Genomic DNA, 20,144 nt, shown 5'->3' with positions numbered 1-20,144 from the left:
GGCATCCGCGTGCCTCTCCGGACGAAGGCCGCGAGATGTCGTCCGCTCGGCGGCTTTGTTGCCAGGCTGCTCATGGGCTATGATGGAGCCGTTCGGGGTGCGGGAGACCTCTCGGGCTGAAAACATGGGGAAGCATCATGTCGACGGGCGCGACCACCAAGGAAGTGATGCGCGAGCTCGCCACGCTCGAAGACCCGAAGATGCGCGCGGTCAACGAGCGCCGCGGCGACGATCATGGCGTCAACCTCACCCACCTTCGCTCACTTGCCAAGCGTCTGAAGACGCAACAAGAACTCGCGCTTCAGCTTTGGGCCACAGGCGACACCGCCGCTCGCCTTCTCGCGACGCTGGTCTGCAGGCCGAAGGCCTTTTCAGCGAGCGAGCTCGACGCGATGGTCAACGACATCCGATCTCCCAAGCTCCTCGATTGGTTCATCGTGAACGTGGTGAAGCCTGGCCGCCACGGCGAAGAACTTCGTCTCGGCTGGAAGGACGGCGACAATCTGGTCGGACGCGCGGGCTGGAGCCTGACGGTCGAGAGAGTCGTCAAGAACGCGGAAGGCCTCGACCTCGATGCATTGCTCAGCCAGATCGAAAACGAAATGAAGCAGGCTCCCGCCGAGAAGCAATGGGCCATGAACCATTGCCTCGCCGAGATCGGCATTCGTCATCCGGAACATCGCGCCCGGGCAATCGGAATCGGAAAGCAGCTAGCCGTTCTCATTGACTACCCCGCATCGCCCGGCTGCACGCCACCCTACGCACCGCTGTGGATCGCCGAGATGGTTCGCCGGCGCGAAGGGACGCCCGACCCTTGATCGCGCGTTAAAAACACGCCCGAAGGGGCGGTTCGGCAATCAGCCTGCAGGCGATTGGCGCAGCAATTATGCGGCTGTCGCAAACAAGCCGTCGCAGGTCAGCGAATAGCGGTGACCAGCGGACTGAGACCGGCGATCTCCACCGCCACGATATCTCCTCGTTCCACGGCGCCGACACCAGCGGGTGTTCCGGTGAAGATCAAGTCTCCCGCTTCGAGCGCGACGGATTGCGAAAGCGTGGCGATGATCTCGGCCACCGACCAGATCATCTGGGACAGATCCCCGTCCTGGCGGACTTCGCCGTTCACGAGCGCCCGGATCCTGCCGCTTGCGAGATGGCCGACCTGGGCCACCGAATGCAGCCTGCCGCAGGCCGCGGAATGGTCGAAACCCTTGGCAAGGTCCCAGGGCCGTCCCAGCTTCTTGGCCACGGCCTGAAGATCGCGTCGCGTGAAATCGTTGCCGGCGGCATAGCCCCAGACCAATTGCAGCGCATCGTCGGCGGCGATGTCCCGCGCGCCTTTGCCGAGCGCGACGACCAGCTCCCCCTCGAAATGAAGATCGCCGGTCTGCGACGGATAGGGCAAATCGCGATCGTCCGTCAGAAGCGAATCAGCCGGCTTGGAGAAGAAGAAGGGCGGTTCACGCTCCGGGTCGTGACCCATTTCACGGGCATGTTCGGCATAGTTGCGGCCGACGCAGTAAATGCGGCGGACAGCAAATCGCTCGTCGCGGCCGGCGACTGGAACCGAGGCCGGAAGAGCAGGCGGCAGGACGTAGTTCATCTTGGCTTTCTTTCTGGCATGGAGGGATACCCGCGCTCGCTTGCAAAAGGGATCGGGTTCGGACCTAGCGGATCGTCATCCCTCGCGGCAAGCCGGAAAGCGGCTCGACGCCGTTTTCGGTGACGATAACGGTTTCCGAGGCGCCCACGGTGAATACGCCGTGTCTTCGCAAGGTCACCGGCAGATGGAAGACCATGCCCGGCTCCAGAAGGCGCGACACGTTGGAAAACAGCGACATGATCGCCCCCTCGCCCCAGTCGGGCGCGAAAGCGGCCCCGATGGAATAGCCGGTGCGCTTGCGAAAGGCCGCGGTATGTCCGGCGGCGTCGATCACGATCTGCGCCGCATCATGGGGAGCGGAGCCGGCGACGCCGGGTCGCATCGCGCCCAGAGCGGCGTCCAGTGCACGCAGGGCGGTGTCCATCATGCGCCGCGCGTCGGCGGGCGCCTCCCCGATCCATACACTGCGCATCAATGCGGCGTGATAGCGATCGCGGCTGGCGGCAAGCTCCAGGAACACTCCATCCCCCTCACGCATCACCCGCCGCCGCCATGTGGCATGGGGAATGCCGGAGCGCGGCCCGGAAGAAACGAGCGGTTCCATCGCCATGGCTTCCGATCCCGCCGAAATGGCGGCGGCCATCATCGCGGCCGACACTTCGTTTTCGCTGGTGCCTGGTCGGCACGCATCGATCGCGGCGGAAAGTCCGGTCTCGGCATAGGACGCGGCCAAACGGATCGCCGCAAGCTCGGCCGCCGATTTCACGAGCCGCAATCCCTCCACCAGCCCCGAGCCGTCCGAAAGGCGCGCGCCGAAAAGCTCGCTCGCGATGCGATCGAACAGATCAGGGCTCACAAACCACCCGTTGCGCTCAATCGCGAGATGCCTCAGCTTCAATTCGGCGACGAGAGCGCCAAGCGCCCTGGCCGGATCCTCGCCATCCTCCCATGCCCGGATGTCCGCAAGCCAGGTCGAGGCGCGCGCGCCGGTCGTCTCCAATTGACGAACGAGCAGCACGGGATCGCCATTTGCCGGCACGACCAGCGCCTGGAAAGCGAAATAGCCCGCGGTCTGTCGGCCAGTCGCCCAGAAGATGTTTTCAGGACCGGTAAGAAGCAGCCCGTCCGCGCCGAGCGGCGCAAGCGCTTTCTGGATACGATCGATACGTGTTGCGAACTCCTCCGCGGGAAATACCGCCTCCGAGCCGCGAGCCGGACCGCTTTCCGGGCGGGCAAGTGCAAGTTCCATGGACATTTCAGATTACTTTCAATGACGCGAAAGCCAGTTGAGGAAACGGTGGCGCACATTGTCGAAGTGACATGACATTGCGTCGCGCGCGGCTTCCGCGTCGCCCCTGGCGATGGCGTCGATCACGGCGATATGTTCGCGTGCCTGATCGGCAAAACGGTCATGAGTGCGGGTGATGGTGCAGCGCCGGGCGATTGCGCGCTGCTCGGCGAGAATTCCCGGCAGGATATCCAGCCGCGCTGCTTGCGCCACGGCGACGTGGAACAGGTCGTCCTCCTTCCAGAAATCGTCGAATGCGACATTGAGGCCGTCGGCATAAGCCGCCATCACCTCGCGCAATCGTTCAAGCTCCGGCGTCAGCCCGAAAGCGGCGGCACGCGCGGCAGCCGCGCTTTCCAGCATCTGGCGCAACTGTACGATCTCGATCAATTGTTCGACCGAGACCGAGCGCACCAACAATACGCCGTTGTCCAGCCGGCCGATGACGTTCTCGCGCTCCAGGCGCGACAGCGCGGAACGCAGCGGAGTGCGGGAAATCCCCAGCTTCTCGGCAAGCTCGCGCTCCGACACGATGGTATCCGGCGGGATACGGCCTTCGAGAATATCCTGCTTAATCCGGCGATAGGCCATCTGGGCCAGTGTCTCGGATGTCATGAACCGCCTCCCCCAACGAGGGCAGCATGAACGGCCTCCACGGCCCTGACAAGGTCGGCTTCGTCCATGCCTTCCTCGGGACAATGGCTGCCGTCCCAATTTCGGATAAAGACCATGACGCTTTCCCAGCCCGCGGCCGCGAACGCGGCTGCATCATGCCCGCCGCCCGAGAGCATCCGGCGGGGTCGGTCGCCGCGCATTGCGGCTCCACGTTCGACCAGATCAGCCATGGCAGCGGAAAGGGCAGCCGGATGGCTGCGGCTTTGCCGGCCGAGGTCGAAACGGATTCCCGGACGCTCCGCCTCTATCCGAGCGATCTCGGCGCGCAGGCGGGCATCGGCAGTATCGAGCGCGGCCACGTCGGAAGAGCGCATATCGAGGCAGAACTCGAGCGTACCCGCCACCTTGGCCATCGCATGGGCGGGACCTGCCGCATCCACCCGGCCGAATGTCACGGTCAGATCGGCGCCTTCGCCAAGCATCTCGGCCCAGACCCGGTCCATCGCCATGATCAGATCGGCGAGGGCCACGACGGCATCCGCCCTGCCCTCGCGCGGCGCGGCGCCGGAATGCGCCCAGACGCCATGGATCGACGCGGAACGGTAGCGCAGGCCGCCGCGGATGGCGGTGACGATCGCATAGGGCTCACCCGCGCCATGCAGCACCGGCCCTTGTTCGATATGGAACTCCAGAAACCTGGCGGGCGCGGGAGGCGTCGCGTCAAGGACGGCCTCGGGATCATAGCCTTGCCGCCGCATATGATCGGCGAGGCTCTGTCCGGTATCGACCCGCTTGGCCTGAAGCTCTTCGCGGTCAAGCCGCCCGAGAGCGGCCCGCGAGCCGATGTAGGAGACCGGAAACCAGACGCTTTCCTCGGCTCGCGTTACGGTGACCACGATATCCATGAGCGGGATAATCCCCTCGGCGCGCAACGCCGCGACCAGCGCCAGCGCCGCCGCCACGCCGGCCTGGCCATCATAGGCACCGCCCTGGCTCACCGTATCTAGATGCGAACCGACATAGAGCGGCACCGCCTGCGGGTCGCTGCCCTGCATACGCGCGAAAAGATTGCCCGCCGCGTCGCGCCGAACATCAAGGTCCAGTCGGCGCGCCTCGTCCTCGATAATGACGTGGGCGGCGCTTTCCAGGTCGCTATAGGAAGGACGCGTCCAGCCCGGGCCGACATCGGAAAGGGCGTTCACCCGAGACAGAACCCGCGAAATCGTCTCGCCAAGGATCATGGATGTCTCTGCTGCTGCAACGCGGCTCATTCCGATTTCCTCCAGACCTCGGGATTGAGCGCCGTGGGTGGCATGGTTCCCGCAAGGGCGGAGATCACATGGCTTGCCGCGGCCTCGGCCACGCGGCGCAGCGCCTCCTCGGTGGTTCCGCCCAGATGTGGGGTGAAGATCACATTCTGAAAATCCGCAAGCGCTCCCTGCGGCGCCCCCGGCGAATAGACATCGAGAGCCGCGCCGCCAAGTCGACCGGAGCGAAGCGCCTCGATAAGCGCGGTCTCGTCGACCAGACCCGCGCGCGCCACATTGACCAGAATGGCGCCGGGCTTGAGCGCCGCGAACGCCTCGGCTCCCATCAGGTTACGGGTTTCGGGCCGAAGGGGAGTGTGCAGCGAAACGAGATCGGCTTCGGCCAGTCCTTCCGCAAGCGTCGAAACGCGCTCGCAGCGCTCGATCGCCGGCGCCCGCGGCGAGTAGACGAGGACCCGCATGCAGAATGCCTGGTCGAGCATCCGCCCGAGATCGCGACCGATCGCGCCCCAGCCGATGATCAGCGCCGTCTTGCCCGAAAGTTCCGTGAAGCGGGCGGATTCACGGAAGCCTGCCTGTCCGGAGCGCTCGGCACGATCCGCGGCGGTAATCCGACGCGCCGCGGCGATGGCAAGACCAAGAGCCAGCTCCGCCACGGAGCGGGCATTGGCGCCGGGCGTGTTGGCGATGATCACGCCGCGCGATGCCGCCGCTGCCTTGTCGACGGGATCATGGCCGGTGCCGTGGACGACGACGGCCCGCAGCCGGTCGGCAACGGCGAAAGCCTCCGCGCTCAGGCCGGCATCGCGGGTTATCGCGGCATCACAGCCGGGAATATGACGTGCGACGGTGGTCATGTCGGATGCCGGGCACAGGACGGGTTCGATGCCGTTTTCCTCAAGCAGGCGAAGACCTGCCTCGTGGATCGGTTGGATGATAAGGCACTTCATGATTCTGGCTTGGATTGGGACTGGAGTTGCTGCAGGCGCGCGAGAACGGCGTCGCGCGCGTGTTCGAGATGCCTTGCCACCGCCGTCTCGACCGCATCGGCATCACCGGATCGGATCGCAGCCAGAATCTCGAGATGCTCCTCGCAGCCCTTGAGAAAGCGCTCGGGCACCTGATTGTGGTCGAAGACGCAGGTGCGATTGCGCAGTCCGGCGATTACGCTTTCGGTGGTTCGATTTCCGGCCGCGCGCGCCAGCATGGCATGCAAGTCGTCGTCAATGCGCCATTGCAGATCATCGCCATCCGGCCCGTCCGTCATCAAAGTGCGGATACGCGCCTCCATCCCGTCTATCAGCGGCGCAGGCAGCCGGATCGCCGCGCGCGCCGAGATTGGTTCGAGCTGAAGCCGCAGGAAGAAGATCTCCTCGATCTCCGCCGGCGTAAGATGGCGAACACGGATGAACCTGCCCGCGGAAACGGCGAGCCCTTCGCTTTCGATCCGCTTGATCGCCTCGCGCACGGGGGTGCGGGACATGCCGAGGATATCTCCCAGAGCCGCCTCCTGAAGAGCGTCGCCGGGTTTCAGCGTACCGTTGAGAATCATGTCGATGATCCGGCGACGCGCATTGCGCGCCAGATTCGAGGAGCCATTCATTCCGACCTCCTGTTGCCTTGCGAAAGCTCGGACCAGACCACTTCCTCGGGGCAGAAGATACCGCCGACCAGATCGCAGGAAAGCAGATAGTCCGAGCGGAGCACCCCTTCCGACTTCGGCACCAGATCGGCAAGCGTCGCCCTCAAATTGCGGCAATGGGCGAGCCAGAGCTCCTCGCCTTCGTCTCGCGACACGATACCGAATCGGAAACGGGTTCCGACCGGGAGTTGCGCCAGCCGAGGCAGGTCGGCGGAGACGACGGTCGCGATCTTGGGATAGCCGCCAGTGGTCTGGCTTTCCGCCAGCAGGACGATGGGCCGGCCGGAGCCCGGCACCTGGATCGAACCGGGAACAGTGCCGTCGGAGACGATGTCGTGCCCGCCGGCGGCGGGCATGTCGACGCCGCCCAGCACCATCGCCATACGGTCGCGCTGCGGCGTGACCGTAAATTCCTCGGTTGTCAGCCGCTCCAGTATCTCGGCCGAGAAATAATCCTGCTGCGGACCGAGGATGACGCGGATCGGCTCGCCGACCTTCGATCCACGCAGCGTATTGCCAGAACGCAGGCAGGGCGCATCGATTTCATCCGGGCCGAGGGGCAGGACGTCTCCCGCCCGTAGCGCGCGCCCCTCGACACCGCCGAGCCCGCTGCGCAGGTGTGTCGAACGGGATCCCAGCACTGGAGCGATGGCGATCCCGCCGGAGAATGCGAGATAGCCCCAGACCACGCCGTCGGGCACTCCAACCCGCAGGATTTCGCCGGGATTGAGCCGGTGACTCATGCTCGCGAGCACCGGGCGGCCTTCGATGCGGATGTCGCAAAGCCCGCCCGTCACGGCGAAACGCACCGCACGCGTGCTGCGGAAACTGCCGCCAGGACCGGCAAACTCCAGCGCCGCCGCATCGACGGGATTGCCGCACAACGCGTTGGCGAGAGCCATGGCCGGCCCATCGATCGGTCCGGCATTCGAGACGCCGAGGTGGCGCAGACCGCAACGACCGGCATCCTGCACCGTCAGCATGGGTCCGCTGGACAGGACTTCGATGCTCATGCCGCCGCCTCGGGTTCGATGACGGCTTCTCCCGCCTCGATTCGTTCCGCCAGAAGCTTTCCCTCATCCACCTCCACGGCGCGGAAACGAATGCGGTCGCCCGCCCTGAACAGAAACGGCTCCGGTCGGGTGGGATCGAAGGATTTTACCGGCGTCCAGCCGATGAAGCGCCAGCCCGAAGGCCCCGCAACCGAGTTGATGCTCGCCTGCTGCCCGCCGATACCGATGGCGCCCGCGGGAATGTTCTGACGGGGCGTGGCAAGCCGCTGCGTATGAAGGATCTCGGGTAGACCACCCAGATAGGCGAAGCCGGGCGCGAAACCGATCATGTAGACGCGATACTCGGCGCCGGAATGCAGCGCGACCATCTCGTCAGGCGTCAGTCCCTTGGCAAGCGCCATCTCCTCGATATCCTGGCCAACCTCGCCACCGTATACGACGGGAACCGTCCAATGTCGGCCGGCGGTCTCCGTGTCCGAAAGTCCTTCGTAGCCGCGCAGCAGCATACGCTCGACTTCCGCGCCCCGGATCCGTTCGGGATCATAGCGCAGGAGCAGGGAACGGTATGTCGGCACCACCTCCCCCACGCCCATCACCCCAGCCGCTTCGATCCTTGCGGCAAGGGCGATAATCCGGGCGTTTGCCTCCGCGTCGATCTTGTCGCCGAGCTGCAGCATCAGCGCGCTGTCGCCGCAGGGGTGAATGGTCGGGGTCATCTGGTCGGGTCTCATTCGAAGATCGGGCTCAAGGGTGTCAACGGCCACCCATCATGCCTGGAACCAGGCTGACGATGCCGGGGAACCAAGCAATCAACAGAACGAAAGCCGACATGATGAAGAAGAACGGCATGGCGGCGCGCGTGATCCGGCCCATGCTGTCACCCGTCAGACGCTGGATCACGGTGAGGTTGAAGCCCACCGGCGGCGTGATCTGCGCCATTTCCACGACAATCACGATGAATATCCCAAACCAGACCTTGTCATAGCCCGCGGCCATGGCCAGCGGAAGCGTGATCGGCAAGGTCATGACAATGATGCCGAGCCCCTCCATCACCATGCCGAGGATGACGTAGAAGACCAGCAGCACGACGATCAGCATGAAGGGCGGCATGCCCCAGCTCTGGATTTCGGATGCAATGAATCGCGGCACGCCGAGATAGCCGATCACGGTGGAGAGGAACATCGCGCCGATCATAATCAAGCCGATCATGGCGCAGCTTTCCGCCGCTTGCCGTGCCGCGACCAGCACGCCCTTGAGATCAAGGGTGCGCTGCATGAAGCCGATACCCATCGCCGCCAGAACGCCCACGGCGGCCGCCTCGGTCGGCGAGGCGATGCCGCCGTACATGGAACCGATCACGCCGATGATCAGAAGCAGCAGCGGCCCCAGGTCCTTGAGTGCAACGAGCTTCTCCCACAGGGTTGTCGGAGGCGGCGGAGTGCCTACCAGCGAGGGATTCAGCCACGCCCGGATTCCGAGATAGCCCATATAGGCGGCGGCAAGCAGAAAGCCCGGCAGGATGCCCGCTATGAACAGGCGCAGGATCGATTCCTCGGCCATGACGCCGTAGATGATCATGATCGTCGACGGCGGAATGAGGAAGCCGAGCGTCCCGGCGCCGGCAAGGCTGCCGGTCACGAGATCACGGTTGTAGCCGCGGCCGATCAGCTCTTTCGCGGTGATCCTGCCGACCGTCGCGGTGGTGGCCGCGGAAGACCCACAGACGGAGGCAAAGAGCGTGCAGCCCATTACCGTAAGATGGCTCAGGCGTCCCGGAACGCGCCGAAGCCACGGCGAGAGGCCGGTGAAGAGCGCTTCCGATATCCTGGTTCGAAACAGGATCTCGGCCATCAGAATGAAAAGCGGCAGCGCCAGAAGCTCCGGCGAGACCACCGTATTCCAGGCTTGCTGGGCAATCAGCTTCAAAGCCGGCATCTGCGGGCGAAAGAGTTCGAGAAGGCCCACGCCGGTGCCGATGAGCCCGATGCCGATCCAGATGCCGCTGCCGAGAAGCAGCGTCATCAGACCGAGAAGAGTGGTGATGATCTTTCCCATTGCCGCCCCCTATTCGAGCCCGGGACCGGTCGCGAGCATCTCGCCGCGCAGGAGCCGCAGAAGCTGGGCGAAGCACTGCATGGTGAGCAGCACGGCACCCGCCGCGAGCGCCGCCTGCGGATAGACCAGCGGAACTCTGAAGGCGGTGGCCGCGGTCGATCCCCGCTGTCCGGAAAGCCACGCCATGTCGATGAGCGCCCAGGCGAGGACAACGCAGATGACGAGACCGACCAGACAGGCAAACCGCTCGAGAACCCGGGCTGTCGATACGGGCAGCACCTCCAGCAGCGCCGTCACCCGCACATGGCTGCCGCCCTTCAAGGCAGGAGCGCAGCCGAAGAGGAAGCAGGCCCCCATCAGATACCCGGCGAGGTCCCAGGAGAAGTGAAGCGAAAGGCCCAGAACATTGCGGGCGAAGATTTCCGAAGCGATAAGGACGAGGATACCCAGAAGGCTGAGTGCCGCGACAATGCCGCCGATTTCCGTGAGCCCGTCGATGAAGGCAATGATGCCTCGGAAGCGAGAGGGGATTGGTAGCGTCATGTTACTGTCCATTTAGAGCTGAGCGCCCCCTGCCGGGGGCTGTCGTCGAGAGCGGCCCCGGCATCCCCGAAGGGATGCCGGGTCTGCGGAACCAGCCTCACCGGCGGGCGGCGAGATAGGCGTCGACATAAGGCGCGGCTTCCGGCACTCGCGCCTTGAACTCATCCCACAGCGGCACGGCCTTCTCGAGCAGCGCTTCGCTCAATTCCTTGGAAGGTGCGAGCACTTCGACCCCATGCTCCTTCAGGAGCGCGATCTTCTTGGCGTCCTCGGCGCGGCTGTTGAGCCAGAACTGGCCTTCCATTCGCGCGGCAACCTCCTCGATGACGGTCTGGGTTTCCGGCGGCAATGCATTCCAGGCGTCGAGATTGACGGTGACCGCATTCGACGACGCCTGCCAGTTGAAGGTGCTCATGTGTTTCGTGAATTCCCAGAACGCCCCGTCGACGCCGGAGGAGGAGGACGTGGTCACGCTCTTGATCGTGCCGGCGGCCAGCGAGGGAACGACTTCACCCCAAGGCATCTGGATCGGCGTCGCGCCGAGCGCCTCGAAGAAGGCAGTGCCATTGGCGTCCACCACGCGGATTGTCAGCCCCTTCATGTCGTCGAGCGTATCGATCTGGCTGGGTGAGAAGACCGCCTGGCCCGGCCACGGCACCATGTAGAGCAACTTCTGATTCATGCCCTCCGCAATCTCTTCCAGCTTGGGCCTGTAGAATTTGTGCAGCAGGGCGAGATCCGACATGGTCGGCGCCAGATAGGGCAACGTTTCGATACCGAGGACGGGGGCCTCGCCCACCTGCTGGTTCAGGAGGATGTCCGCGATCGGCACCAGGCCGTCACGTACCGCTGCCATGCCCTCCGGGCCCTTGATGCCGAGCGCGCCGCCCGAGTGCACGGTGATGGCGACCTCGCCGTCCGTCACCTCCTTTACCTCCTTGGCGAAAGCAATGGCGTTCTGGGTGTGGAAATTGCCCTCGGGCCATACGACCGCCATGTCCCAGGCAGTTTCCGCATGAGCGCTCGTCACGCAAATCGAAACGACGCAGGCAGCCGCGAATGCGAAGATGTTTTTCTGCTTCATGATTTTTCCCCTTCTGAATTGAGATGGCTTCGAAAGAACTTGAGATTTCGGAATACCACCTGTATTCCAATATGAGGCGGCTTGCGGCGGGCTGTCAATCGAAAGTGGCCACCCCTAGGGAAAAACCGGAATCGCGGGAGCGGGAATGACCAGAAAACTCGATCTGAACTGCGACATGGGCGAGAGCTTCGGCGCCTTTACGATCGGCGACGACGCGGCGATGCTGAAGCTGGTCAGCACCGCAAACATCGCCTGCGGCTTCCATGCAGGCGACCCGGTGGTGATGCGTCGCACGATCCGGATGGCCAAGGAGAACGGCGTTTCGGTCGGGGCACATCCGTCCTTTGCCGATCTCTACGGCTTCGGCCGACGCCGAATCTCGGGCGAGCGGCCGGAAGATCTGGAAACCCAGATCATCTACCAAATCGTGGCGATGCAGGGCATGTGCGCGCTCGAGGGCCACCCCATGACCCATGTGAAGACGCACGGCGCGCTCGGCAACATGGCGGCGGTCGATCCCGATCTGGCGGCGCTGTGCGTGCGCGCGATCCAGGCGGTTGACCCTTCGCTGGTCTTCGTCACCCTTCCCTATTCGGAGACGTACAAGGTCGCCGAGAACGCCGGCCTTCAGGTCGCCTGCGAGATCTATGCCGACCGCAGCTATACCGACGCGGGCGAACTCACTCCGCGCAGCCAGCCCGGTGCGGTCATTCATGACCCGCAGCACAGTCTCGATCAGGTTCTGGAGATGGTCATGAACGGTCATATCCCCACCACCGGCGGCAAAAAGCTTCCCGTGGAACCTGCCACGCTTTGCGTGCATGGCGACACGCCCGGAGCAGTGGAAATCGTACGCACTCTGCGCGGCGCGCTTGTCGAAAACGGCATCGAAATCGCGCCTTTTGCCAAATCTTGAAGGATTTAAAAGTGACGAGGATCGTTTACCTCAACGGCGAGTGGCTGCCCGAAAACGAGGCCAGGATTTCCGTGTTCGATCGCGGTTTCCTCATGGCCGACGGGGTCTATGAGGTGACCTGCGTGCTGGACGGCAAGCTGGTCGAATATGCCGGGCATGCGGCGCGACTGCACCGCTCCGCCCGCGAGCTCGGCATGGTATTGCCGCTGAACGAGGAGGAACTGCTCGCGGTTCATCGCGAGATCGTGGCCCGCAACGGGTTGGATCAGGGCATGATCTATCTCCAGCTCACGCGCGGCGTGGCGGATCGCGATTTCGCCTATCCCGCCGAAGGGACGCCGCCCACGCTCGTTCTGTTCACCCAGGCCAAGAACGTGCTGCAGAACCAGGTCGCGGAGAAAGGAATCGCCGTAGCGCTCCTGCCCGACCTTCGCTGGGGACGGCGCGACATCAAGACGATACAGCTCCTCTATCCGTCCATGGCGAAGATGGAAGCCATGTCGCGCGGTGCGGATGATGCATGGCTGGTCGAGGACGGTTTTGTAACCGAAGGCAGCGCGGCGAACGCTCATATCGTGACGGCGGACGGTGTCCTCGTGACGCGCGACCTTTCGCACGCGCTCTTGTCCGGCATCACGCGCGGGTCGGTCCTCGAGCTGGCCGCCCAGAACGGCATCCGCGTGGAGGAACGCGCCTTCACGCCAGCGGAAGCGCTTTCGGCGCGCGAAGCCTTCATAACGTCCGCCACGAATTTCGTCGTTCCGGTGATCCGTATCGACGAAACCGCGATCGGCGACGGCACGCCGGGGGCCCTGACCCGCGACCTGCGCCGCATCTATATCGAGACCCGCCGCAGCGCGGCTATTTGAGGGGAAGACAATGGCACAGAAGATCAACCGGGCGACAAGCGGCGTCTACATCATCTCCGCGACCCCCTTCACGGATGCCGGCGCGCTCGATCTCGAAAGCCTGCGGCGGCTGGTCGATTTCTATCTCGGTCACGGCGTCTCCGGCCTGACCATCCTCGGCATGATGGGCGAAGCGGACAAGCTGACGGCCGCCGAGCGACGCCAGGTAGTCGATACGGTCATCGAGACGGCCGGTGGGTTGCCGGTCGTCGTAGGCGTTTCGGATGCCGGCCTCCGCAACCTCGCCGATCTCGGTCGCTACGCAATGGATCGCGGAGCGGCCGGGCTGATGGTTGCGCCCAATGCGGGCCCGCCGCGCGAGGACCGGATCGAGGCCTATATCCATGCGGTTTGCGACGCGCTGGGGAGCGACGTGCCGCTGGTCTTTCAGGATTTCCCGCTCGCGACCGGTCAACCGGTCTCCGCTTCCCTGATCCGCCGCCTAACCGTCGAGCGCCCTCAAATCGTGATGCTGAAGCACGAGGACTGGCCCGGGCTTTCCAAGATCACCGCATTGCGCAAGCAGGAAGAGGCGACGGGGGTCGAACGGCTGTCGATCCTCTGCGGCAATGGCGGCCTCTATCTGCCGCAGGAACTCCAGCGCGGCGCCGATGGGGCGATGACGGGCTTTGCCTATCCCGAGGCGCTGGTGCAGACGGTCGCGCTGCATCAAGCCGGGCAGCCAGACGCGGCGGAAGATCTGTTCGACCGCTATCTCCCCATCCTGCGCCATGAACAGCAGCCCGGCTTCGGCCTCGCGGTGCGCAAATATGTGATGATGCGACGCGGCGCCATCGCCTCGGCCGCCACGCGCGCGCCGGGGCCGAAGCTCTCGCCCACGGACATAGCCGAGATCGACCGGCTGATGGCCCGCACCGAGGCCAGGCTGCGGGAAGCCTGATCCCGCGATCAGGCTGACGTCGCACGACGAAAACCTTCGCTTGTCGGGATGGCGCGACGCCGCCCCGGCAACCGGCATCCCTCGGCTACCGACTTCGTTGCGAGCGAGCCGCGACCGCCGCGCGGACGTCCCGCCCTCTCCCGACTATCTCTTCGCAGGTTTCGACGAAAGCGCGCACGGCGGCGATTCGCGGGCCAGACCGGCTCCAGAACACGCCCGACTGGCGTATCTCTCCGTCCGGCAGAAGTATCTTTCGAAGCTTCAAGCCGTCGGGCCAGGGCGGAGCCCAGTCGGGTACGATCGCAACACCAAGGCCGCGATCGACCAACGCCGCGATGGCATCGAGGGCGTCGAGCTCGAGCCATTCCCGCACTTCGAGATCGTGGTTTCGTAGATATCGATCGACGATCTGCCCTCCCCACTGGTTGCGATCGTAGCGTATGAACGGGAACCGCTCGATGAGCGCCTTTGGGCTATCCAGCGGCTGATCGACAGGGGCGATCAAGACCAGAGGTTCCTGGCGGAGGGTCAGCCAGCCGGTCGATTTCGGCATCGGAAACTGCGGCCGCACGATGACCGCCGCGTCGATCTCGCCGGCCAGGACGCCGTGGTAAAGATCGACCGAAGCGCCGGGCCGGATGTGGTATTCGATCTGCGGATAACGTGCGCTGAGGATGGCGATGATCTCCGGGAGCAATCCTGTCAACGCGGTCGCCGTCGCGCCCAGCCGCAATTGACCCGCGGGCAGGTCATTGGCCGCTATCGCCTTTAAATCGCGCGCGCCCTCGATCAGCTGGTGAGCGTGCCGCAGCACGGCCAGCCCCGATGCCGTCGGCCGCACCGTCCGGCCGACGCGGCTGACGAGCGAATGCCCCAGCTCGCGCTCGAGCGTCTTCAGCCTCTGGGCAACCGCCGCAGGGGTCAGGTTCAGCCGGCGCGCGGCCACTGCGATCGATCCACAATCGGCGACGGCAACGAAGCTCTCGAGGAATCGGATGTCCATAAAGATAATTATTCTATCTTCTAAAACTACATGAAAAGAGATTTTTCATTTATTCCGCGAAGATACAATCGGGAAAATTGGCGATGGCTGCGCCACTGGATTCACGGAGTACCCAATGTCGATCTTGAGCAAATTCTCCAGGCTGGGCACCGACAACGCCCCCGGCCAGGAAGTCCGGCAGCAATCCACCGGCCTCGTGGCCTTGCTGCGCGGCGAGGTACTGGAGGGCACGCCCGTCGACTTCTCGCACGGCGACGTTGACGCGTTCGAGCCGACCCCCGGCTCGTTCGAAACGTTCTCCGAAGGCGTTTCGCTTGGCGGCAGGCAGGCCTACACAGAATATCGTGGAGACATCGACATCCGCGAGCAGGTGGCCGAAAAGCTGGCGGCCTTCACCGGCGCTCCGGTCAACGCGCGTGACGGCATGATCATCACTCCCGGCACGCAAGGGGCGCTTTTTCTCGCCGTCGCCGCTACCGTCTCGCGAGGCGACAAGGTGGCGATCGTCCAGCCCGACTATTTCGCCAACCGCAAGCTGGTGGAGTTCTTCGAGGGCGAGATGATTCCGGTTCGCCTCGACTATTCCGGTACGGAGGAAGGACGCGCCGGCCTCGATCTCGACCAGCTCGAGGCGGCCTTCGAGGCAGGCGCCAAGATCTTCCTGTTCTCGAATCCGAACAATCCCGCGGGCGTCGTCTATTCGAAGGACGAGATTCGCCGGATCGCGGAACTCGCAGGCAGGTACGGCGCGACAGTGATCGTCGACCAGCTCTATTCCCGGCTGCGCTACCAAGGCGTCTCCTACACTCATCTACGCGCCCAGGAGATCGATGCCGAGAATGTCGTCACCATCATGGGGCCGTCGAAGACGGAATCGCTGAGCGGCTACCGCCTCGGCGTCGCCTTCGGTTCGAGCACGATCATCAACCGCATGGAGAAGCTTCAGGCGATCGTCTCGCTCAGGGCCGCAGGATACAGCCAGGCGGTGCTCAGGACTTGGTTCAACGAGCCCGAGGGTTGGATGGACGAACGCATAAGGCTGCATCAGGCGATCCGCGACGACCTGTTGAAGGTCCTGCAGGCGATTGACGGCGCCTTTGCGCGCGCCCCCGAGGCGGGCAGCTATCTGTTTCCGCGTCTTCCGGACCTCGGCGTTTCTCACTCGGATTTCGTCAAGCTCCTGCGAATTCAAGCTGGTGTCGTCGTCACGCCCGGAACCGAATTCTCCCCGCATTCCGCAAATAGCGTCCGGCTGAACTTCTCCCAGGATCATAAAGCGGCGGTGGCGGCGGTAGAGCGCATGGCCGAGTTGATCGCAAGGTATCGCGTATAAGTCACGGCAGACGGCAAAGAGATACGAGGAGAAGAAAACATGACCTCTGAAGCAAGCGACGAAAACAAGCTCATCGAAACTCTTTCCGGCGTCACCACCGCAACGCTGACCACGATTCTTCTGAAGAAAGGGCTCCGCAATGTCTGGTTGCGAGGAGCCCGGCCGCTCAACCCCGGCCAGCCGCGCATCGTCGGCCGTGCCTTCACATTGCGCTTCGTGCCGGCCCGGGAGGACCTAGCCACGCCCGAGAGCTGGTCTTCGCCGACCTCGACAAGGGCTGCCATCGAGGCCATGCCCGAGGGCTGTATCGCCGTGGTCGACGCGATGGGCGTGACCGATGCCGGGATATTCGGCGATATCCTCTGCGCCCGCATGCACAAGCGCGGCGTTGCCGCGCTTGTCACCGACGGCGTCGTGCGCGATGTCGCGGGCGTGCGCGCCACCGGGCTTCCAGTCTGGTGCAACGGCGTCGCAGCCCCGCCCTCCGTCGCGGGCCTGACCTTTGTGAACTGGCAGGAACCCATCGCCTGCGGCGGCGTCGCCGTCTATCCGGGAGATATGATCGTCATCGACGAGGACGGTGCGGTCCTGATCCCTGCCTCATTGGTCGAGGATGTGGCCGCGCTCGCGCCGGAGCAGGAGCGGTTGGAGGGATGGATCATGGGCGAGGTTGAGGCCGGTGTCCCTCTGCCGGGCCTGTATCCGCCCAATGCCGAGAACAAGGCGCGCTACGAAGCCAGCAAAAAGTGAGCTTTTCCCGGGCTCATGGACAAGCCGACGAACTGGCACTCGCCCGAAGCCTTGTCGGGCGAGGTCAAACACCCAGTGTCGCCCTCACCCGCTCGCGTGTGTAAGGCAGGTCGTAGATGCGCTTGCCGGTCGCATTGCGAAACGCATTGGCGAGCGCTCCGGCGGTCGGCCCCTGGGCGGCTTCCGCAACGCCGAGATAGGGTGTCCCGGGATTATCCACGACATGCACGTCGATGCTGTCCGGCACCGCGCTGAAGCGGAGGATCGGATAGGCCGACCAGTCGGAACTGGTGACGCGCGTGTCGTTGAAGTGGACAGCCTCATAGAGTGTCCAGCTCAGCGACTGGAGAATGCCGCCCTCCGTCTGGTTGATGATCGAATCCGGCGCGACCGCCTCGCCGCAATCCACCGCCGAAACGACATGCGACACGCGCAGAAGGCCGGTATCGGCATCCACTTCCATCTCGATCGCTATGGCGAGATAGGCGGCGTGGTTCTTGTACTTGGCGAAGGCGAAGCCTCTTCCGCGCCGCTCCGGCATGGGATCGGATGACCAGCCGAACTCATCCGCCGTCACCTCCATCACCTTGCGCGCGCGAGGGTCCGTCATGTGGCGCAGGCGGAACTCGACCGGGTCGGCCCCGGCTTCAAGCGCGAGCTCGTCCATGAAGCTTTCGATGGAGTAGACATTGGCATAGGCGCCAAGCCCTCGCAGGGCCGACACGCGCACCGGCATGTCCGGAATGAAATGCCAGTTTATCCGCTGGTTCGGAATTTCATAGAGCGGTATGGCATTGCGGTCGCCATTGCCCAGCGGCGAGATCCGGAGCGTTGCGGAATCTTGCGGGAAATGCCGGCCCATGAGGCGGCCGGCGATAAGCGATCCTGCCGAGCCGGGTCGCGTGCTGTGGGTGTTGCTCCACAAATCGTAGTGCCAATCGACGATCTTGCCGCCCGCATCGAGCGTTGCGCGCGTGCGCATCATCATGCCTGGGCCGTAAGGCTCCCACAGATGCTCCTGCTCGCGCATCCATTGCACCCTGACGGGCCGGCCGGGCAGCGCCCTGGCGATCAGTGCCGCGTCGGCGGCGGCATCGTCCGCGCCGTTGTGACCGTAGCAGCCGGATCCCTCGACATGAATGCAACGCACATTCTCCGCGGGCATGGCGAGCATTTGCGCGATGGCGCCGCGGTCGGGATAGACGCCTTGCGTATGCGTCCAGATCGTCATCCTGTCATCTTCGAGCATTGCCACGGCTGCCGACGGCCCGATCGAGCCATGCATCTGGTAGGGGCGCATGAACTGCGCCTCGATCGTCTTCGCGCCGGAAATCGCTTCCCCACCGACCGAGGAGACAGACCCGACTTCGGTCGCGGAACTCTCGTAGAAGGAGGCAAGCTGCTGCTGGTCGGGCAGTGCCGCCCGCTCCTCCCATCTGGCCGCAGCGGCCAGGGCCCGCATCGCCTGCACGGCCTGGAATTCCTGTTCGGCCACCACGGCAAGAAAATCACCGTCGCGCACCACCGCCAGGACACCCGGCATGGCCTCGATGGATTGCTCGTCGAGCTCGGCCAGACTTGCGGTGTAGCTGGGCGGGCGCACCACCCTTGCATGGACCATGTCGGGCAGACGCATGTCCTGCACATAGGCCTCTCCACCGGTCACCTTGGCGGGAATGTCGACCCTGGCGAAAGGCTTGCCGATCACTCGATAGGTGTCCGGGGCCTTGAGCACCGTGGCCGGATCGGCGTTGACGTGGAGCAGATTTTCCGCGACCAACTCGCCATAGCCCAGCGACGCGCCGCCGGGGCCGAGTACTCGTCCACCTTCCGCCCGAAGCTGCTCCGCCGGCACGCCGAGCCTCTCGCTCGCCTGTCCGAGGAGAATCTGGCGCACCTGCGCGGCAGCGTAGCGGATGGCCGTACCGCTGTTTTGGATTGTCTGGCTGCCGGCGGTATAGCCCTCGTTCGGCGTCAGCGCCGTGTCGGCGGTGATCAGGTTGATTGCCGCAGGCTCGACTTCCAGCTCCTCGGCGGCGATCTGCCGTAGGGAAGTCTTGGTACCCTGTCCAAGCTCAGCCTTGCCGGTGAAAACGGTGATGCCGCCGTCGGCCTCGATCCGAATCCACGCATCAAGGGAAGGGGTATCGCCCAGGCTGCCGGGCAAATCCGGCTCCGCCGGCGCCGGAGTAGCGCCTTGCACCTCTCCCTCTTGAGCGAGAACATGCGGAACGATGGAAAAGCTGACGACGAGCGCACCGGAGCCGAAAAGAAAACCGCGTCGGGAAAAAGCCGGGAAATTGGAGGCGTTCATCAGGCTTTCCCTCCATTGGCGGCCGGCGCCGCGGCCGTTTTCATGAGTTCGCGCGCTCGCTGGACGGCTCGCAGGATGCGCATATGCGTCCCGCAGCGGCAGAGATTGGGCTCCAGCGCCGTCCTAATCTCCGCGTCGCTCGCATCCGGCCGGGATTCGAGCAGCGCCTGAGCCCGCATCATCATACCGGGAATGCAGTAGCCGCATTGCGCCGCCTGCTCCTCGATAAACGCAATTTGCATCGGCGCCGGATCATCGATCGTGCCGAGACCCTCGACCGTTTTGACCTTGCGGCCCTCCACAAGCATGATCGGGACAAGGCAGGAGAAGACCGCCTTTCCGTCCACCATCACCGTGCAGGCGCCGCACTGGCCAAGGCCGCAGCCGAACTTGGCGCCGTTCATTTCGAGATCGTTGCGCAGCACATAGAGCAGCGGAGTGGAAGGGTCCGCCTCGACTTCATGGATTGCGCCGTTGATATCGAGCTTCATCATCGGTCCTGCGCTCCTATATTGTCCGGGCCGCGTTCGATGCCATCGGCCGGACGAACGCTGACATGGTAATCCCCACTGCGTGTGGCTGCCACGCGATCGGCAGCGTCCGGCCAGAGTGGCCGCCCGGCGAATTCCTCCCTCAGATAGGCGAGCAAATCGGTCAATTGCTCGTCGCTGAGGGTCGCCCCGAAATCCGGCATGATCGCGCTCTGGCGCCCGCTGGCCGCCGGCAGGCCGAACAGGATCGTGTTGATCGCGTTCTGCGGATTGGACGCGTTGATCGCCGTCGACAGGCGCAGGGAAACGCCGCCGAAGGGGGGCTGCCTGCTGCCGTCGTGGCAGACGGCGCAAGCCGCGGCGTAGATCGCGGCTCCGCGATCGGCCGGCGTGTCGGCGGCAGGCGCCGCGCTGGCG

Annotated in this window: 21 protein-coding genes; 6 read left to right on the top strand and 15 right to left on the bottom strand. The window is 64.4% G+C overall.

The window, feature by feature from the left end; translation table 11 throughout:
- Nucleotides 1-137 precede the first annotated feature (137 nt).
- Nucleotides 138-818: a DNA alkylation repair protein gene (locus tag XW59_RS26005; RefSeq protein ID WP_047148326.1), complete on the top strand. Its 681-nt coding sequence runs from the start codon at nt 138-140 to the stop codon at nt 816-818.
- Nucleotides 819-916: 98 nt separating this feature from the next.
- Here the strand turns inward: XW59_RS26005 and XW59_RS26000 are convergent, their stop codons facing one another.
- The 11 genes from XW59_RS26000 to XW59_RS25950 form a co-directional block, all read right to left on the bottom strand.
- Entirely contained in the window at nt 917-1,603 is a 687-nt protein-coding gene (locus XW59_RS26000; protein WP_047148325.1) for a fumarylacetoacetate hydrolase family protein, read from the bottom strand.
- A gap of 64 nt (nt 1,604-1,667) precedes the next feature.
- Entirely contained in the window at nt 1,668-2,852 is a 1,185-nt protein-coding gene (locus XW59_RS25995; protein ID WP_047148446.1) for a Xaa-Pro peptidase family protein, read from the bottom strand.
- Between the two features lie 18 nt (nt 2,853-2,870).
- The gene (locus tag XW59_RS25990; protein WP_047148324.1) at nt 2,871-3,506 is read right to left on the bottom strand and encodes a GntR family transcriptional regulator; all 636 of its coding nucleotides are present in this window, start codon (nt 3,504-3,506) and stop codon (nt 2,871-2,873) included.
- Entirely contained in the window at nt 3,503-4,777 is a 1,275-nt protein-coding gene (locus XW59_RS25985; protein WP_047148323.1) for a hydantoinase/carbamoylase family amidase, read from the bottom strand. The genes XW59_RS25990 and XW59_RS25985 overlap by 4 nt, the downstream gene beginning before the upstream one ends.
- On the bottom strand, nt 4,774-5,724 hold the full coding sequence (locus XW59_RS25980) for an NAD(P)-dependent oxidoreductase (RefSeq protein WP_047148322.1): 951 nt from the start codon (nt 5,722-5,724) through the stop codon (nt 4,774-4,776). The genes XW59_RS25985 and XW59_RS25980 overlap by 4 nt, the downstream gene beginning before the upstream one ends.
- A complete protein-coding gene (locus XW59_RS25975; protein WP_047148321.1) occupies nt 5,721-6,377 on the bottom strand; it encodes a GntR family transcriptional regulator in 657 nt (218 codons plus the stop codon). The genes XW59_RS25980 and XW59_RS25975 overlap by 4 nt, the downstream gene beginning before the upstream one ends.
- Nucleotides 6,374-7,429, bottom strand: coding sequence for a biotin-dependent carboxyltransferase family protein (locus XW59_RS25970; protein ID WP_047148320.1), 1,056 nt, complete (start codon nt 7,427-7,429; stop codon nt 6,374-6,376). The genes XW59_RS25975 and XW59_RS25970 overlap by 4 nt, the downstream gene beginning before the upstream one ends.
- Complete coding sequence (pxpB, locus tag XW59_RS25965) at nt 7,426-8,145, bottom strand: 5-oxoprolinase subunit PxpB (RefSeq protein WP_047148445.1); 720 nt, start codon at nt 8,143-8,145, stop codon at nt 7,426-7,428. The genes XW59_RS25970 and pxpB overlap by 4 nt, the downstream gene beginning before the upstream one ends.
- A 37-nt stretch (nt 8,146-8,182) precedes the next feature.
- On the bottom strand, nt 8,183-9,484 hold the full coding sequence (locus XW59_RS25960) for a TRAP transporter large permease subunit (protein WP_047148319.1): 1,302 nt from the start codon (nt 9,482-9,484) through the stop codon (nt 8,183-8,185).
- Between the two features lie 9 nt (nt 9,485-9,493).
- The gene (locus XW59_RS25955; RefSeq protein ID WP_047148318.1) at nt 9,494-10,027 is read right to left on the bottom strand and encodes a TRAP transporter small permease; all 534 of its coding nucleotides are present in this window, start codon (nt 10,025-10,027) and stop codon (nt 9,494-9,496) included.
- Nucleotides 10,028-10,124: 97 nt separating this feature from the next.
- Nucleotides 10,125-11,111: a TRAP transporter substrate-binding protein gene (locus XW59_RS25950; protein WP_047148317.1), complete on the bottom strand. Its 987-nt coding sequence runs from the start codon at nt 11,109-11,111 to the stop codon at nt 10,125-10,127.
- A 145-nt stretch (nt 11,112-11,256) separates the two neighbouring features.
- Here XW59_RS25950 and XW59_RS25945 point away from each other — a divergent pair, with 145 nt between their 5' ends.
- From XW59_RS25945 to XW59_RS25935, 3 genes are read left to right on the top strand one after another with little or no spacing between them, the layout of a single operon-like run.
- Nucleotides 11,257-12,027, top strand: a complete 771-nt coding sequence (locus tag XW59_RS25945) for a 5-oxoprolinase subunit PxpA (protein ID WP_047148316.1) — start codon at nt 11,257-11,259, stop codon at nt 12,025-12,027.
- Between the two features lie 11 nt (nt 12,028-12,038).
- Nucleotides 12,039-12,896 carry a D-amino-acid transaminase gene (locus XW59_RS25940; RefSeq protein ID WP_047148315.1) on the top strand — a complete coding sequence of 286 codons (858 nt, stop codon included), beginning with the start codon at nt 12,039-12,041 and terminating at the stop codon, nt 12,894-12,896.
- Nucleotides 12,897-12,906: 10 nt separating this feature from the next.
- Entirely contained in the window at nt 12,907-13,836 is a 930-nt protein-coding gene (locus XW59_RS25935; RefSeq protein ID WP_047148314.1) for a dihydrodipicolinate synthase family protein, read from the top strand.
- A gap of 85 nt (nt 13,837-13,921) precedes the next feature.
- Here the strand turns inward: XW59_RS25935 and XW59_RS25930 are convergent, their stop codons facing one another.
- On the bottom strand, nt 13,922-14,839 hold the full coding sequence (locus tag XW59_RS25930; RefSeq protein WP_047148313.1) for a LysR family transcriptional regulator: 918 nt from the start codon (nt 14,837-14,839) through the stop codon (nt 13,922-13,924).
- A 115-nt stretch (nt 14,840-14,954) separates the two neighbouring features.
- On the opposite strand from XW59_RS25930, the gene XW59_RS25925 reads away from it, so the two are divergent.
- Nucleotides 14,955-16,172 carry a pyridoxal phosphate-dependent aminotransferase gene (locus XW59_RS25925; RefSeq protein WP_047148312.1) on the top strand — a complete coding sequence of 406 codons (1,218 nt, stop codon included), beginning with the start codon at nt 14,955-14,957 and terminating at the stop codon, nt 16,170-16,172.
- Between the two features lie 39 nt (nt 16,173-16,211).
- Nucleotides 16,212-16,922: a ribonuclease activity regulator RraA gene (locus tag XW59_RS25920; RefSeq protein WP_047148311.1), complete on the top strand. Its 711-nt coding sequence runs from the start codon at nt 16,212-16,214 to the stop codon at nt 16,920-16,922.
- 64 nt (nt 16,923-16,986) lie between these two features.
- On the opposite strand, the gene XW59_RS25915 is transcribed toward XW59_RS25920, so the two are convergent.
- From XW59_RS25915 to XW59_RS25905, 3 genes are all read right to left on the bottom strand, one after another.
- A complete protein-coding gene (locus tag XW59_RS25915) occupies nt 16,987-19,236 on the bottom strand; it encodes a molybdopterin cofactor-binding domain-containing protein (RefSeq protein WP_047148310.1) in 2,250 nt (749 codons plus the stop codon).
- Nucleotides 19,236-19,730 (bottom strand): (2Fe-2S)-binding protein, encoded by a 495-nt coding sequence (locus XW59_RS25910; protein ID WP_047148309.1) that lies wholly within the window; start codon nt 19,728-19,730, stop codon nt 19,236-19,238. The genes XW59_RS25915 and XW59_RS25910 overlap by 1 nt, the downstream gene beginning before the upstream one ends.
- The coding region (locus tag XW59_RS25905; RefSeq protein WP_137327104.1) for a cytochrome c at nt 19,727-20,144 on the bottom strand (418 nt) is incomplete at its 5' end. The genes XW59_RS25910 and XW59_RS25905, both read right to left, overlap by 4 nt.

It is taken from the genome of Aquamicrobium sp. LC103 (genome assembly GCF_001014615.2).
Classification (GTDB): domain Bacteria; phylum Pseudomonadota; class Alphaproteobacteria; order Rhizobiales; family Rhizobiaceae; genus LBCQ02.
This window is presented reverse-complemented; position numbering and strand designations above follow the sequence as displayed.